We start from the raw sequence: 14234 nt of genomic DNA, 5'->3' as shown, positions 1-14234 counted from the left end.
GTTTTGTGTCGATCACAGATCCCCTGTGGGAGCGAGCCTGCTCGCGATTGGGGCGGCACATTTTCAGACATTTACACGGTTGACGATCAACAACCGGCAGCTCAGTCTGCCGGTTCTCTTTTTTGTCTCGGGGGTGGTCGATGCCTTTCTTCACGGTTGACGGACAAGCGCTGCACTACATTGATCAAGGCACCGGCCCGGCCGTGTTGCTGGCGGGCAGTTATCTGTGGGACACGGCCATGTGGGCGCCGCAGATCGCTGCGCTGTCGCCGCACTATCGGGTGATTGCGCTGGACCTGTGGGGCCACGGTGAGTCCGGGCGCCTGCCATCAGGCACCACCTCGCTGGACGACATTGCGCGACAGGTCGAGGCCTTGCTCGATCACCTGCAGATCGAACGGGTCACGCTGGCGGGGCTGTCGGTCGGCGGCATGTGGGGTGTGCGTCTGGCGTTGTCGGCACCGCAGCGGATCAACGGTCTGGTGCTGCTCGACACCTACGTCGGCGTCGAGCCTGAGCCAACCCGTCAGTACTATTTCTCGCTGTTCAAGCAAATCGAGGAAAGCGGCGAGATTGCGCCTCAGTTGCTCGACATCGTGGTGCCGATCTTCTTCCGTCCGGGCATCGATCCGCAGTCGGCGCTGTATCAGGACTTCCGCGCCAAACTCGCGGCGTACACGGCGGATCGCCTGCGCGAAAGCATTGTGCCGATGGGACGTATCACGTTCAGTCGGGATGACCTGTTGCCGCGTCTGGGCGAATTGAATGCCGCAACCACCCTGGTGCTGTGCGGCGATCAGGACAAACCGCGACCGCCGTCGGAGGCACAGGAAATGGCTGAATTGATCGGTTGCCCGTGGGTGCTGGTGCCGGAAGCGGGGCATATCTCCAGTCTGGAGAACCCGCAGTTTGTCACTGAGGTGTTGTTCGCCTTCCTGGCTGAGCGCCATTGAAAAAGATCGCAGCCTGCGGTTCCCCTGTAGGAGCTGCCGCAGGCTGCGATCTTTTGATCTGGCTTATTTAGGCCCGAGAATCTTCGTCAGTTTCTCCGGCGAAGGCGCCCCTTGCTGCTGTTGCAGCTCTCCTTTGTCATCCATGTAGAAAATCGCCGGTGTCGCCTGCAGTTCCAGGTCTTCCATCAACTGCATGTTGGCGGCCAGTCTGGTCTGCACTGCTTTTGGAATGTCTTTCAATGGCTTGAGGGTACTGGCCTTGCCGGCCTTCTCGTGATCTTCCAGGGCCTTGGCCGGATCTTTCGCCGCCAGCAGTGCGGCGGATTTCGCCGGGCTGTCTTCGCGGATGATCCCGACCATGATGTGCCGCAGCTGCACCTTGCCGGCCTTGACCCATGGCCGCGCCTGTTCCCAGAACATGTTGCAGTACGGGCAGTTCGGATCGCTGAACAGGTACACGGTACGCGGCGCATCCTTGTTGCCGTCCTGAATCCAGTTGCTGGCTTCGAACTTGCCCCAGATTTCCTTGGCCATCGGCGCGTAGACCAGTTTCTGCAACGGCTCGCTGCTCAGGTCTTTGCCGTCGGCGTCGTACAGATTGCCCAGCAACACGTGTTGGCCGTCTGGCGTCAGGTACAGGGCCATGCCACGGTTCTGGTACTGCGCCGCATAACCGCGCAGGCCGTCCGGGGCGTCGAACTGGCCGACGATTTTTGCGCCCTTGGCTTCGATCTGCTTGATCGCGGCGGGCAATTCTTCGGCGGCCTGCACCGACGGCAGGTGCAGCAGGGCAGTGCCCAGAGTCAGCGTCAGCAGGTGGCGGAGGCGGGGCATGGCAGTTTCCTTGCAGAGGTGGCCGGTGCGGCGGTTGGATTCGGGATGTCGAAGTTTTCCAGGGCGCGGGCCAGGCTGGCGTTCGACAGTTCGCCCAGGTGGCTGCTCAGCAAGCGACCGTCAGGGCTATAGAACAGCGTAGTTGGCAGCGCCATGGAACCCACGGCCTGGCCGAGTCGGCCGCTGCGATCAAACAGCACGTTGTTCAGGCTCAGGCCCTGGGTTTCAAGGAAGGTTGCAACGCTTTGCATGCTTTCGGCCTGATTGACGAACAGAAAGGTCAGGTCCGGGCGTTGTTGCTGAGCGTTTTCCAGCACCGGCATCTCGCGCCGGCACGGCGGGCACCAGGTTGCCCACAGGTTGATCACCAGTGGTCCGCCCTGATAGTCGCTGAGCTGGATGGTCTCCCCGGCGGCGTTGCGCAGAGTGATTTCCGGCAGGCGCGTGCCTTGTTCGTAGATGTTCAGTGACAGGGTCGCCAACAACCAGAACAGCACGCCGCTGGCCACGCCAAAACCCAGTGGCTGACGCAGGCCGGGGCGGCGCCAGCCGCGATAGAGAGCGGCGAGCAGCAGCACGATCACCCCCGGCCAGGCGAGGAAACCGCCATCGCGCAGGTCGATGATCTGCCACGGATCGTTGCGATAGTGCCCCCAGTACAGGGCGACAAATGCCACGCGCGCCGCGAGCATGCCCAGCAGGAACAGGCTGAACAGCGCCGACTCGGGATTATCGCCACCACGCTTGGCCACCCGCCAGCCGACAAAGGTCGCCAGCGCCAGGGCACTGATCAGCAGCAGGTGGTTAAGCGCGATGGCGAAGGTGCCGAGGGTGAACGTCAGCATTAATTGGCGTCTCGGGTGGTAGTCCAGCGTTGCAGGAACGTCTCGGCATCCACCTCACCGGTGATGCGCTGGCTACGTCGTTCTTCGCCGTCGGTGCCGATCCAGACAAAACTCGGTGGCCCCGGTACTTTGTAGCGGCCGAGCAGCTCGCGACTGGCGGCATTGTCGGCAGTGACGTCGAGGCGCAGCAGGCGCACATCGCTCAGCGCCTGCATGACCTTGTCTTTGCCGAACACCTGTTTCTCCATGACTTTGCACGACACGCACCAGTCGGCGTAGTAATCGAGCAGCACCCACTGACCCTGAGCCTTGGCGCTATCCAGTTCGCGCTGCAGGGCGGCCGGATCCTTGATCGTGGTGAACGCGTCATGTCCGCTCGGCGTGGTGCTGGCGACTCGGCCGGCGCTGTACACCTGCAGCGGTTGATACGGGTCGTCACTGCCTCCGGCGGCACCGATCAGCAGCAGGCTGCCCCACAGACCGAGCAACAGCGAACTGGCGCCGAACACCTGTGCTACCCGGCCGAAACCTTCCGATTGCTTCCAGGCACAGAACGCGGCGATCAGCAGCAGTGCGCCACACAGGCCCAGCCACAGCGACGAGTCCAGCACCGGGCGCAGCATCAGCAGCGCGGTCGCGAGGAACAGGAAGCCGAAGATGCCCTTGAGCAGGTTCATCCACGCGCCTGGCTTTGGCAGGAAGCGATTGCCGACGGTCACCAACAGCAACAGCGGCACCCCGATACCGATGCCCAGCGCAAACAGAATCAATCCACCGTGCAGCGCATTGCCGCTCTGCGCGATGTACAGCAAAGCGCCGGCGAGCGGCGCGGTCATGCACGGGCCGACCAGCAGACCGGACAATGCGCCGAGCACCCCGGCACCGATCAGGCTGCCGCCATTGCGACTGCGCGAAGCGTGTTCGAGGCGATCACGCAAGGCCACCGGCAACTGCAATTCAAAGAAGCCGAACATCGGCAACGCCAGCACTACGAATACCGCCGCAAACGCACCCAGCAGCCATGGATTTTGCAGCCACGCTTGCAGGTTGGCGCCGAGCAGCGCGGCGATCACTCCCATCGCTGCATACACCAGCGCCATGCAGATCACATAGCTGCTGGCCAGGGCGAACCCACGGCGCGGGGTGGCACCACTGCCGACAATCATGCCCGCCAGAATCGGCAGCATCGGCAACGAACACGGGGTAAACGCCAGCAACAGGCCGAGGCCGAAGAACACCAGCAGGCTCCAGCCCAGCGCCCGTTGTTGCAGGCTGCTGGCCAAGGCCTGATCCGGCGCTTCAGCGCTGGTCGTTGGCGTTGCTTTGCCGCCCAGATCGATGACCCTGGTCTGCGGCGGGTAACACAGGCCGGCATCGGCGCAGCCCTGGTAACTGACCTTGATCTGACCGCTGGCCGAGGCCGGAATTTTTACTTCCAGCCCTTGGCGATACACCGGTTGTTCACCGAAGAACTCGTCACTGTGCGACTCACCCTCGGGCAGCGCCGGCTGTTGGTCGGTCGTCAAACCGTCGAATTTCAGGCGTTTCTGGTACAGGTAATAGCCGTCGGTGATTTGCCAGAACAGCTGGGTTTCCCCGGATTCAAGGCGTTCGGAGGTGAGCACGAAGGCTTGGTCGACCGGCAGAAACTCCGGTTTGGTCTCGAACGGATTGTTCCCGGCCTGGGCCAGGCCGGAGATCAGCAGTGCAAACAAAAGAAAAAAGTGACGCATGGAGGAGCCTTGTCCCTGTGCAAGTGTGGGCACAATGGTGGATGGCGATTAACCGATGATTAACCGCCCCGCACGCTGCCGGATGGGCGACCCGAAGAGTTCTCGGTTTATCAGCAACCCGGGCCAGCGGATTTCGGAGATTGTATACGGGCCACATGTTTTTTTCGCGTCTTGATCCTATCTGCGGGCCGGTTGTCATTCAGATAAACATAAAGGCAATATTTCAAATCTCGGAGTGATTCGTTGCCGCTGGCATCTTCCTGTTTGCCAATTATTCAAGGTCGCCGAATAAAGCTTATTGAGATGATGTGCGGGTTTGAATGTTCTGGCGGGTAGGGACAAGGTGCGCAGTGTCGGTGGCGATTAATCGATGCTTAATCGCCAACAACAACTTACTTAAAACAAAGTGTTTTCAGCCGCGCAGCAGTCCTGGCCAGGTTTCGTCGTTAATCGGGATGGGGCCGGACTGAACCTGGTTTTCCTGAATGTTGTAGCGGAGGTATTCATCGTTGTCCAAAAACAGATACCAGTAACTGTCCGCCAGCGTGCGATCGTTTTGCGCCCCCGTCATGATTCGGTCTTGATACTTGGCCAGCCCAGGCCATGTTTCATCGTCAATGGTTTCTTGGACAAGTGTCTCATAACCAAAATCAAGCCTGAGTGCCTTGCCGTTGTCCATCAGGAAACGGAACAAATGTGCGCGTCCCGGTCTGGTTTGCCACCAGGTTCCTGCAATGATCCGGTCGAAGTAAGGCACAAGTTTATGCCAGCGTGATGCCTGAACTGGAACCGTACTGATGCAGCATTCGTCGTCCTGATCATATTTGGTGACATATGGAGTGAGTCGATCTTCTCCATAATGAAATAGCCACAGGAAGTCTCCGTCTATTCTGTCAGTGTCGAATCCAGTGGTCGTAAAACCAAACCGCAATTGATAAGCGTCATGAAAGGCATCCCAATTTCCGGATACCTCCAAAGGATACTTTTCAGGTACTTTGTTTTCCGCCAGGCTGAAGCGTGAATATAAGTTGTAGTGCGTGAAGAAGAAGTAAATCTGGTCTTTGCCCGAGCGCCAGTCAACAGCGACGGCCTTTCCTAATCGAGACATGTTTAGTCCATTGAGTGGTTGTTGAAAAAAAGCGTTTTTTAAGCGTGTACGGTCGATGTTAGTTGCATGGATTAATTTTTAATATGCCCGGTATGTTTCAATTTGAAAGTTGCGTCTGGCGGTTGTCGATCAGATTGGAAAGCAGGTAGATGACCGGACTGTTTACCTGACGTACTGCAGTGGTGGTGCGGCTACGCAGCGTTTCTCTCGTTAAACGGTACACTTGGCATAACTGCGGCTTAATCTTCGGCTGCTTGAATGGCGTTTTTGCTCATGGAGCCCCCATGCACGTACTGGTTTGTGAAGACGATGAACTGATCGCCAGCGGTATCGTTGCCGGTCTCACGGCGCAGGGCCTGACGGTCGAGCACGTCAACACCGCCGCGAAAGCACGGGCGATGCTCAAGGTCGCCGAATTCGACGTGATGGTGCTCGATCTCGGCCTGCCCGACGAAGATGGCCTCAAGTTGCTGCAACAATTGCGTCAGCAGGGTCTGGAAATTCCGGTGCTGATCCTGACCGCGCGCGACTCGGTGACCGATCGGGTCGATGGTTTGCAAGCAGGGGCTGACGATTACCTGCTCAAACCGTTCGATCTGCGTGAACTGTTCGCGCGTCTGCAAACCCTGCTGCGCCGGGTCGCCGGACGCAGTGTCAACCTGATCGAACACGGCGCGCTGACCTACGATCCAAGCAGCCGCGAAACCACCCTGGCCGGGCAACCGGTGGACTTGTCGCGCCGCGAGCAATCGCTGTTGCAGGCGCTGTTGCACAACCGTGGCCGGGTTCTGTCCACCGAACAGCTGAAGGACAGCGTCTACGGCTTCAACGACGAGTTGGAGAGCAACGCGCTGAACGTGCATATCCATCACCTGCGCAGCAAGCTGGGGAAGGGCATTGTCGAAACCGTGCGCGGTCTGGGCTATCGCCTCGGGCCGGCCGATGGTGGAGAGCAACAGAAGTGATGAGTCTGCGTCTGCGCCTGAGTCTGACCCTCGGCGCCGCGTTCGCCCTGATCTGGGCGCTGGCCGCGGCGTGGATGCTCAGCGACTTGCGCAATCAGATGATGTTTTCCCTCGACCAGCGGCTGGTAGCCTCGGCGCGCATGGTCGCCGGGCTGCTGGAGCAACTGCCGGCATTGCCGAGCAAGGGCGAGGGCACCCATTTCAGCGCCGAACAATTGAACATTCCCGGCGGCATGGCTTGTCAGGTCAGTTCGTTGCGCGGGGAGATTCTGGCCCGTAGCCACAGCAGCCCCGAGCAAACCCTGGAAGCGGAAAAGATGGGCTTTCATGACCAGATGATCGACGGTGCGCCGTGGCGCAGTTTCACTCTCGCGCGAGGTGACGTGCGGATCACCACCGCCGATCGACAGATCGAACGCGAAGCGCTGAACATGTCGATCCTGCTGGCGGCTTCGGTGCCGGTCGGCGTGGCGTTGCTCGGTTGCCTGTGTCTACTGTGGCTGGGTATCGGCCAGGGCCTGGCGCCGCTCAATCGACTGCGCGAAGCACTGATGCGGCGTAACGCCGACTCGCTTGAACCGCTGCAATTGCAGTCGTTTCCCAGCGAACTGAAGCCGCTGCTCGATACGCAGAACCAGCTGTTCCAGCGCATTGGCAAGACCATCGAACGCGAGCGTCGCCTGACCGGTGACGCCGCCCACGAACTGCGCAGCCCGCTGACGGCGATCAAGACCCACCTGCAAGTGGCGCGCATGACCGAGGGCAGCGCCCGCGATCAGTCGCTGGCGCGGGCCGAGGAGGGCGCCGACCGCATGCACCGCACCCTTGAGCAACTGCTGTTGCTGGCGCGGGTTGAGGGCAGTCTGTCGTTCGATGACGGCGTGCAGTGCAGCGCCGAGCAGGTGGCGAAACTGGCGATGCAGGATGCGGCCGGCGGCGAGCGTCAGCGCATCAAACTGCAATTACCCAAGCAGCTCTCCAGTGCGCCGGTACAAATGCCGGCGGTGCTGTCGATTGCCGCGTTGCGCAATCTGCTCGATAACGCCCTGCGCCATACCCCGGCGGATGCTGAGGTGGAGCTGAGTCTGGAAACCGTCGGTCAGCGCGCCCGCTTTGTGGTGCGCGACCACGGTCCCGGAATTGCGGCTGAAGATCTGCAGCACCTGACCCAACGCTTCTGGCGCAACGGCCAGAGCACCGGCTGCGGTCTCGGCCTGGCCATCGTCCAAGCCATCGTCCAGCGCTGCGCCTGCACCCTGCATTTCGACAGCCGGCCCGATGGGCTGCGCGTCGAGCTGACCATGCCGCTGCAATCCCTCTGAAAACACCACCCCCCTGTAGGAGCTGCCGCAGGCTGCGATCTCTTGATCTTGAAAAACAAAATCAAAAGATCGCAGCCTGCGGCAGCTCCTACAGGGGATTTGTGGTGTGGCACATCAAATGTAACGTCTGTGCGTTGGTGATTTGGCAATCGCGGCGTTAAGGTCGGGGCTGCTCTGACTCAATGGATTGAGGGAACGCGCCATGGAAGCATCGATCTGCATCTGTCCGGCGAAACCTGCCGACGCCGGCATCATCAGTCGCATCATCGAGCGTTCGATTCGCGTCGGTTGTGCGCTCGAACACCGCAACGATCCGCAACTGGTCAGCCGCTGGATCGGCCGACAATCTGCCGACGTCATCAGCGCGCACCTTGCCGACGCGCATTGCTACCTGAATATCGCCTTGTTGCAGGACAAACCGGTGGGTGTCGGCATGGCCACGGCCAGCGGTGAGATAGGCTTTTGTCATGTGCAGCCGGAATGGTTTCGCCGTGGCGCAGGGCGCGCCCTGATGACCGACCTTGAAGGCTGGCTGCGGATTCGTGGTGTTCCCCAGGCGCGCATCGCCAGCACACGCAGCGGCGCGGCTTTTTATCGGCATCTGGGCTACTACGATGCGGTGCCACGGGCCAGCGATCAGGGCTTGCACCGCGTTACGCTGCACAAGCTGTTGCCATTGTCCGACTGACATCTCGATCAAGGGTCTAAATCCTCGCCCCGCTTAAGCGTTTCCAGAACAGGAAAACCTGCATGTGCGCCCCGCGACCGGAACGCGCACCTGTGCGGTGTGCTGTTTTGGTCACTATCCATAGCGTATTGAGGGTCGAGAGATGTCAGTCGCCACCAGCCTTATCGAAGAGTCGTCGGCCCGGATCACCTCCGCGCCGGCGGAAACCCTGTATCAGTTCAACGAATCGCCGCTGCTGGCCCGCCAGAGTCAGCAGGAATCCAATGCCCGCAGCTACCCGCGGCGCATTCCGCTGGCACTCAAGCGCGCCAAGGGCCTGTATGTCGAAGACGTCGAAGGCCGGACCTTCATCGACTGCCTGGCCGGCGCCGGGACTCTGGCCTTGGGGCACAACCATCCGGTGGTGATCGAGGCTATTCAGCAAGTACTGGCGGATGAATTGCCGCTGCACACCCTCGACCTGACCACGCCAGTGAAGGATCAGTTCGTCCAGGACCTGTTCGGTTTGCTGCCGCCAGCACTGGCGGCCGAAGCGAAAATCCAGTTCTGCGGCCCGACCGGCACCGATGCGGTGGAAGCCGCGCTGAAACTGGTGCGCACCGCCACCGGCCGCAGCACCGTGCTGTCGTTCTCCGGCGGTTATCACGGCATGAGCCAGGGCGCATTGAGCCTGATGGGCAGCCTGGGGCCGAAAAAGCCGCTGGGCGCCCTGCTCAGCAACGGTGTGCAATTCATGCCGTTCCCTTACGACTACCGTTGCCCGTTCGGTCTCGGCGGCGCGGCAGGGGTCAAAGCCAACCTGAGTTATCTGGAAAACCTGCTTAATGATCCTGAAGCCGGTGTGCAGTTGCCGGCAGCGGTGATCGTCGAAGCGGTGCAGGGCGAGGGCGGGGTGATCCCGGCCGATATCGAGTGGCTGCGCGGCTTGCGTCGGATCACCGAGAAGGCCGGTGTGGCGCTGATCGTCGACGAGATCCAGAGCGGTTTCGCCCGCACCGGCAAGATGTTTGCCTTCGAACACGCCGATATCGTCCCGGATGTGGTGGTGCTGTCCAAAGCCATCGGCGGCAGCCTGCCACTGGCGGTGGTTGTCTATCGCGACTGGCTCGACACCTGGCAGCCGGGCGCTCATGCCGGCACCTTCCGTGGCAATCAGATGGCGATGGCCGCAGGTTCCGCGGTGATGCGTTATCTGCTTGAACACAAGGTCTGCGAACACGCTGCGGCGATGGGCGAGCGCCTGAGCGAACACCTGCGCATCCTGCAACGCGACTTCCCGCAACTGGGCGACATTCGTGGTCGTGGTTTGATGCTCGGCGTCGAACTGGTTGACCCGGACGGCGCGCCGGATGCTCTTGGTCACCCACCCGCGTTCGCGCGTCTGGCACCGCTGGTGCAGCGCGAATGCCTCAAGCGCGGACTGATTCTCGAGCTGGGCGGCCGGCATGGTGCGGTGGTGCGCTTCCTGCCGCCGCTGGTGATCACCGCCGCCGAAATCGACCGCGTCGCCGAGATCTTCGGCCGGGCCTTGGCCGCCGCCACCGCCGCTGTGTAAATTTTTCGCAGCGCCGAACGTTCTTACTACATACCCGGCTGCACCCCTGGTGCAGCCCACCCTTACAGCGATGGAGAACCAGCATGACGTCAGTATTCGACCGCGAGGACATCCTCTTTCAGGTCGTGGTCAACCACGAAGAGCAATACTCGATCTGGCCGGATTACAAAGCCGTGCCGGAGGGCTGGCGCACCGTGGGCAAGAGCGGCTTGAAGAAGGAATGCCTGGCCTATATCGAAGAAGTCTGGACCGACATGCGTCCGCTGAGCCTGCGGCAGAAGATGGAAGGGCAGGCGGCTGCTCAGTAATTTGTCGGCCAAAAACAAACCCGCTGGACTGGTGACAGGCAGCGGGTTTTTTCATGGCCTGCAAAAGATCGCAGCCTTCGGTAGCTCCTGCATGGGAATACTCACACCCTGTAGGAGCTGCCGAAGGCTGCGATCTTTTGATCTCAGGCCGAAGGCCCGCCGCTCAAACCCTTGAGCAGCAAATCCACATTCCCTTCCAGCTCCGCCACCGGATCTTCGGCATCGGTGCTCAACACCAGCAGTTGACTCCCCGACTCGGCAATCGCCGCTTTCACCGCTTCCGACGGCTGACGATGATGCAGCACCAGCGCCACATCGTTGTTCTTGAGCGTCGCCGTGAGTTTTTTCAAGTCTTCGGTAGTCCACTCGGCATCCGGCCGTGGATCCTGGCCGACCAGCTCCAGATTCAGGCTGCCGATCAAATAACCGAAGTGATCACTGAGGCTCATCACACTGAGGTTGTCGGCCTCGGCCAGACGCGCTTCGCTGTCGGCACTGAGCTTGAGCAGGCGCTGTTTCAGCGCTGCCAGATTGGCCTCGATCGTCGGTTTGGCCGACGGCGCCAGGCGCACCAGATCCGCCGCGATCACGTCGGCCATCCGTCCCATGTTGTTGCTCGCCAGCCATGGCTGACTGTTTAAACCATCGACCTTCAGCCCCGGCTGCACGGCAATCCCCGGCAGGGCGCCGTCCACCGGGCGCGCCGCGTCGACTTCGACAATGCGAATGTTGCTGCGCCGTGCGATCGGGTACAGCGGATCATCCGCCCACAGCGAGCGCACGCCGATCACCGCGTCGGCAGCGGTTGCCAGTTTGCCCAGCGCTGGCGCGCCGCGACCGGTGAAGTACGCGGTCTGACGGCTGCCCGGCAAATTCGCCGGGGCCGCGCGCTCCAGGCTGACGTCGGTACCTTTGAGCAGCACTTCGCCGAGGCCGTAGGTGATGGGCAGCGAGGCCAGTACGCGCAATGGTTTGGGGGTTTCAGCCGCCAGCAACGGGTTGCCGACCACGCCGCACAGGGCCATGGCCAGGGTCAGTTTTCGCAGTGAGAAAGTCATTTATCCAAGGTTCCCTTTCAGACTCGGGACAACCCCGCGCGCAATGGCGGCGAGGGCGAAGGCGATGCCGGCGACCAGGATGATCGCGGCGCCGGACGGGATCGGCAGATCGAAGACGATCGGCGCGAGAATCCCGCACAGCGTGCTGACGGTGGCAATCAGAACCGAACACCAGAAGAAGCCCTTGAGCGACTGGCTGAGCAAACGCGCGGCCGCCGCCGGAATCACCAGCAACGCGCCGACCAGAATCGCGCCGATGACCTTCACCGCCGCGACGGTGATCAGCGTCACCAGAATCACGAACAGGTAATCCAGAGTCTTCACCGCCACGCCGCGCACCGCCGCCAGTTGCGGGTTGAAACTGGCGAGCATGATCCGGTTGTACAGCGGCAGCGCCAGGGCCATGACCAGCGAACCGACGATGGCCAGCACCAGCAGGTCGTTGCCATTGACGGTGAGCACCGAACCGAACAGCACGTTCTCCAGAATGTGCACGTTGATCTTGCCGGCCAGAATCAGCAGCAGGCTCGCGCCGAGCGCCAGCGACACCGAGAGGAACACGCCGATCAGGGTATCCGGCGCCAGGCCGGTGCGGTTGCGCAGGTAGTTGAGCAGGATGCCGAACAGCAGGCAGTAGCCGAACAGACTGCCGTAGGGCCCGGTGTAGGGTTCGCCGAGCAGAATGCCGATGGCCACGCCGGTCAGCGCCGCGTGCCCGACCGCTTCGGAGAAAAACGCGAAGCGCTTGACCACCACCAGCGTGCCGAGGCCGCCGAGCACCGGGCCGATCAACAGGCCGGCGAGCAGTGCGTTGACCACAAAGCCGTAGGCCAGCGCTTCCGGCAGGTAACCGGACGACGCCCAGCCCTGAACCATCAGACGAAAGGCTTCGTAACTCATCAGACCGCGCTCCGTGGATGGGTGGAAAACAGACTCAACAGGCGTTCCGGGGTCAGCGCCTGTTGCGGCGTGGCGTCGAACAGCACGCGGCGGTTGAGACCGGTGACCCGGTCGGCCAGACGCTTGACCGCTTCCAGATCGTGCTCGATCCACAGCACGGTGATGCCAGCGGCGCGCCAGTCGCCGAGCAGGCGTTCGAACACCTGGATCCCGGCTTCGTCGAGCGCCGACATCGGCTCATCCAGCACCAGCAATTGCGGGGCCGGGATCAAGCCTTGAGCGAGCAGCACGCGCTGCCGTTCGCCACCGGACAATGCGCCCATGCGCCGCTTGCGCTTGTCCTGCATGCCGACCCGTTCCAGCGCCTCGACGATGGCGTTGGCGTAATGCTTGCTCAAACCGAGAAACGCCGGGCGACGCTGGCACATGGCGGCCATGAAATCGTCGACGGTCATCGGCAGGCCGCGATCGAATTCCAGCGCCTGCGGCACGTAGCCGATGGTGCCGGGTTGGCCGGGCCAGTGCAGGCTCAGTTGACCCTGATGCGGCATTTGCCCGAGCAGGGTCTTGATCAGCGAACTCTTGCCGCCGCCGTTGGGGCCGACCAGGGCGTGGACGTGACCGGGCTGAACCTGGAAGGTCACGTTGTCGAGGATCGTGGTGCGCCCGAGGGTCAGAGAGACTCCCGCAAAATCCAGAGTCGGCCCCAATCCTTGTGGGAGCGAGCCTGCTCGCGAATGCGGCGCGTCATTCGATAAAGATGTTGGCTGCCCCGACGCCTTCGCGAGCAGGCTCGCTCCCACAGGGGATTCGAGTTGGTTCGAGATAGTTTCTTTCGAGGTCATGCCCCGGACTCCTGAATCGCCCGCACCACCGTGTCGAGGTTGCCGGTCATCTTGTGGGAGCGAGCCTGCTCGCGAATGCGGTGTGTCATTCGATAAAGATGTTGGCTGACCGGACGCTTTCGCGAGCAAGCTCGCTCCCACAGGGGATGGCGGGGTGTCAGAGAGGGTTTCTTTTGCTGTCATGCCCCGGACTCCTGAATCGCCCGCACCACCGTGTCGAGGTTGCCGGTCATTTCCTTTTCGTACTTTTCGGCGCTGTATTCGCCATAGGAAATGTGCGACAGCGGGTACAGCTTCACGCCGGACTCACGCTGGATGGTTTCGACGTAGGTGGAAGGGAAATCCATCTCCGAGAAGATCACCTTCACGTCGAGTTCGCGCAGTTGGTCGATGGTCTTTTTCAACTGGCTCGGACTTGGTTCGATGCCGTGGGCCGGCTCGACCACGGCCGTCACTTCCAGGCCGAATTCGCGCAGCAGATAGTCGTACGCGGCATGCACCGTGGCCACGCGCAGTTCGGCGTTCGGTGCCTGGGTCAGTTTGGCCAGCGCGTCGGCGCGCATCTGCCGCAGGCGTTTGCCGTAGGCGCGGGCGTTCTGGGTGTAGGTCCTGGCGTTGTCCGGGTCGAGTTTGCCCAGCTCGCGGGCGATGTTGTTGACCTGGGCAATCGAAGCGCTGATCGACAGGAAGGTGTGCGGGTTGACCACTTTGCCGGCACCGCGCGCCGCGGTACCAGTGGCAGCCAACAGCGGCACGTTTTCGTTGGCTTCGATGGTCTTGATGTTCGGCGTTTCGCTGGCGGCAATCATGCGGTCGGCGAAGTCATCATGGCCGACACCATTGAGCACGATCACGTCCAATCCGCTGATGCGCTTGATGTCTTCGGCGCGTGGCTCATAGGCGTGCGGGTTGAAACCGGCGGGAATCAGCGGCACCACCTCGGCCTTGTCGCCGACGATGTTCGCCACATAGCTGTAATACGGGTGCAGGGTTATACCGATGCGCAGGCGTTTGCCCGGATCGGCATTCGCCGGGCTCAGCAGGCACGCGCACAGGCTTAACAGCAGGGTGCGCAGGAGGGGACGGCGAGTCAGTGAAATAAGCATGGGCAAGCGGTCTT

Annotated in this window: 14 protein-coding genes; 6 read left to right on the top strand and 8 right to left on the bottom strand. The window is 61.6% G+C overall.

Annotated features, from left to right (window positions below):
• The first annotated feature begins 140 nt into the window (after positions 1 to 140).
• Positions 141 to 953 carry an alpha/beta fold hydrolase gene (locus LOY52_RS18260; protein ID WP_258675509.1) on the top strand — a complete coding sequence of 271 codons (813 nt, stop codon included), beginning with the start codon at positions 141 to 143 and terminating at the stop codon, positions 951 to 953.
• A gap of 63 nt (positions 954 to 1016) precedes the next feature.
• Here the strand turns inward: LOY52_RS18260 and dsbG are convergent, their stop codons facing one another.
• The 4 genes from dsbG to LOY52_RS18240 form a co-directional block, all read right to left on the bottom strand.
• On the bottom strand, positions 1017 to 1787 hold the full coding sequence (dsbG, locus tag LOY52_RS18255) for a thiol:disulfide interchange protein DsbG (protein ID WP_258675508.1): 771 nt from the start codon (positions 1785 to 1787) through the stop codon (positions 1017 to 1019).
• The gene (locus LOY52_RS18250) at positions 1763 to 2632 is read right to left on the bottom strand and encodes a TlpA disulfide reductase family protein (protein WP_258675507.1); all 870 of its coding nucleotides are present in this window, start codon (positions 2630 to 2632) and stop codon (positions 1763 to 1765) included. Before LOY52_RS18250 ends, dsbG begins: the two co-directional genes overlap by 25 nt.
• Complete coding sequence (gene dsbD, locus LOY52_RS18245; RefSeq protein ID WP_258675506.1) at positions 2632 to 4365, bottom strand: protein-disulfide reductase DsbD; 1734 nt, start codon at positions 4363 to 4365, stop codon at positions 2632 to 2634. Before dsbD ends, LOY52_RS18250 begins: the two co-directional genes overlap by 1 nt.
• A 412-nt stretch (positions 4366 to 4777) precedes the next feature.
• Positions 4778 to 5473, bottom strand: coding sequence for a hypothetical protein (locus tag LOY52_RS18240; RefSeq protein WP_258675505.1), 696 nt, complete (start codon positions 5471 to 5473; stop codon positions 4778 to 4780).
• A 284-nt stretch (positions 5474 to 5757) separates the two neighbouring features.
• Here LOY52_RS18240 and LOY52_RS18235 point away from each other — a divergent pair, with 284 nt between their 5' ends.
• The 5 genes from LOY52_RS18235 to LOY52_RS18215 all read left to right on the top strand — a co-directional run bounded on the left by LOY52_RS18235 (position 5758) and on the right by LOY52_RS18215 (position 10311).
• Positions 5758 to 6438: a response regulator gene (locus LOY52_RS18235; RefSeq protein ID WP_258675504.1), complete on the top strand. Its 681-nt coding sequence runs from the start codon at positions 5758 to 5760 to the stop codon at positions 6436 to 6438.
• Positions 6438 to 7760, top strand: coding sequence for an ATP-binding protein (locus LOY52_RS18230; RefSeq protein WP_258675503.1), 1323 nt, complete (start codon positions 6438 to 6440; stop codon positions 7758 to 7760). The genes LOY52_RS18235 and LOY52_RS18230 overlap by 1 nt, the downstream gene beginning before the upstream one ends.
• 202 nt (positions 7761 to 7962) lie before the next feature.
• Positions 7963 to 8448, top strand: a complete 486-nt coding sequence (locus LOY52_RS18225) for a GNAT family N-acetyltransferase (RefSeq protein WP_258675502.1) — start codon at positions 7963 to 7965, stop codon at positions 8446 to 8448.
• 142 nt (positions 8449 to 8590) lie between these two features.
• Positions 8591 to 10003, top strand: coding sequence for an aspartate aminotransferase family protein (locus LOY52_RS18220; protein ID WP_258675501.1), 1413 nt, complete (start codon positions 8591 to 8593; stop codon positions 10001 to 10003).
• Between the two features lie 83 nt (positions 10004 to 10086).
• Positions 10087 to 10311, top strand: a complete 225-nt coding sequence (locus LOY52_RS18215; RefSeq protein WP_003226665.1) for an MbtH family protein — start codon at positions 10087 to 10089, stop codon at positions 10309 to 10311.
• A gap of 143 nt (positions 10312 to 10454) precedes the next feature.
• Here LOY52_RS18215 and LOY52_RS18210 read toward each other — a convergent pair whose 3' ends face one another.
• The 4 genes from LOY52_RS18210 to LOY52_RS18195 all read right to left on the bottom strand — a co-directional run bounded on the left by LOY52_RS18210 (position 10455) and on the right by LOY52_RS18195 (position 14220).
• On the bottom strand, positions 10455 to 11369 hold the full coding sequence (locus LOY52_RS18210) for a metal ABC transporter solute-binding protein, Zn/Mn family (RefSeq protein WP_258675500.1): 915 nt from the start codon (positions 11367 to 11369) through the stop codon (positions 10455 to 10457).
• Positions 11370 to 12269 carry a metal ABC transporter permease gene (locus LOY52_RS18205; protein WP_003226663.1) on the bottom strand — a complete coding sequence of 300 codons (900 nt, stop codon included), beginning with the start codon at positions 12267 to 12269 and terminating at the stop codon, positions 11370 to 11372. It lies immediately after the preceding gene.
• The gene (locus LOY52_RS18200) at positions 12269 to 13114 is read right to left on the bottom strand and encodes a metal ABC transporter ATP-binding protein (RefSeq protein WP_258675499.1); all 846 of its coding nucleotides are present in this window, start codon (positions 13112 to 13114) and stop codon (positions 12269 to 12271) included. The genes LOY52_RS18205 and LOY52_RS18200 overlap by 1 nt, the downstream gene beginning before the upstream one ends.
• Before the next feature lie 179 nt (positions 13115 to 13293).
• On the bottom strand, positions 13294 to 14220 hold the full coding sequence (locus tag LOY52_RS18195) for a metal ABC transporter substrate-binding protein (protein WP_258675498.1): 927 nt from the start codon (positions 14218 to 14220) through the stop codon (positions 13294 to 13296).
• Between the last annotated feature and the right edge of the window lie 14 nt (positions 14221 to 14234).

The organism is Pseudomonas sp. B21-051, assembly GCF_024748795.1.
Classification (GTDB): domain Bacteria; phylum Pseudomonadota; class Gammaproteobacteria; order Pseudomonadales; family Pseudomonadaceae; genus Aquipseudomonas; species Aquipseudomonas putida_A.
This window is presented reverse-complemented; position numbering and strand designations above follow the sequence as displayed.

What these genes read in the sequence shown, in the direction of transcription:
- LOY52_RS18205 (WP_003226663.1), bottom strand. Translation starts at nt 12,269, where the DNA reads ATGAGTTACGAAGCCTTTCGTCTGATGGTTCAGGGCTGGGCGTCGTCC.
- LOY52_RS18230 (WP_258675503.1), top strand. Translation starts at nt 6,438, where the DNA reads ATGAGTCTGCGTCTGCGCCTGAGTCTGACCCTCGGCGCCGCGTTCGCC.
- LOY52_RS18260 (WP_258675509.1), top strand. Translation starts at nt 141, where the DNA reads ATGCCTTTCTTCACGGTTGACGGACAAGCGCTGCACTACATTGATCAA.
- LOY52_RS18200 (WP_258675499.1), bottom strand. Translation starts at nt 13,114, where the DNA reads ATGACCTCGAAAGAAACTATCTCGAACCAACTCGAATCCCCTGTGGGA.
- LOY52_RS18250 (WP_258675507.1), bottom strand. Translation starts at nt 2,632, where the DNA reads ATGCTGACGTTCACCCTCGGCACCTTCGCCATCGCGCTTAACCACCTG.
- dsbD (WP_258675506.1), bottom strand. Translation starts at nt 4,365, where the DNA reads ATGCGTCACTTTTTTCTTTTGTTTGCACTGCTGATCTCCGGCCTGGCC.
- LOY52_RS18210 (WP_258675500.1), bottom strand. Translation starts at nt 11,369, where the DNA reads ATGACTTTCTCACTGCGAAAACTGACCCTGGCCATGGCCCTGTGCGGC.
- LOY52_RS18215 (WP_003226665.1), top strand. Translation starts at nt 10,087, where the DNA reads ATGACGTCAGTATTCGACCGCGAGGACATCCTCTTTCAGGTCGTGGTC.
- LOY52_RS18195 (WP_258675498.1), bottom strand. Translation starts at nt 14,220, where the DNA reads ATGCTTATTTCACTGACTCGCCGTCCCCTCCTGCGCACCCTGCTGTTA.
- LOY52_RS18225 (WP_258675502.1), top strand. Translation starts at nt 7,963, where the DNA reads ATGGAAGCATCGATCTGCATCTGTCCGGCGAAACCTGCCGACGCCGGC.
- dsbG (WP_258675508.1), bottom strand. Translation starts at nt 1,787, where the DNA reads ATGCCCCGCCTCCGCCACCTGCTGACGCTGACTCTGGGCACTGCCCTG.
- LOY52_RS18240 (WP_258675505.1), bottom strand. Translation starts at nt 5,473, where the DNA reads ATGTCTCGATTAGGAAAGGCCGTCGCTGTTGACTGGCGCTCGGGCAAA.
- LOY52_RS18235 (WP_258675504.1), top strand. Translation starts at nt 5,758, where the DNA reads ATGCACGTACTGGTTTGTGAAGACGATGAACTGATCGCCAGCGGTATC.
- LOY52_RS18220 (WP_258675501.1), top strand. Translation starts at nt 8,591, where the DNA reads ATGTCAGTCGCCACCAGCCTTATCGAAGAGTCGTCGGCCCGGATCACC.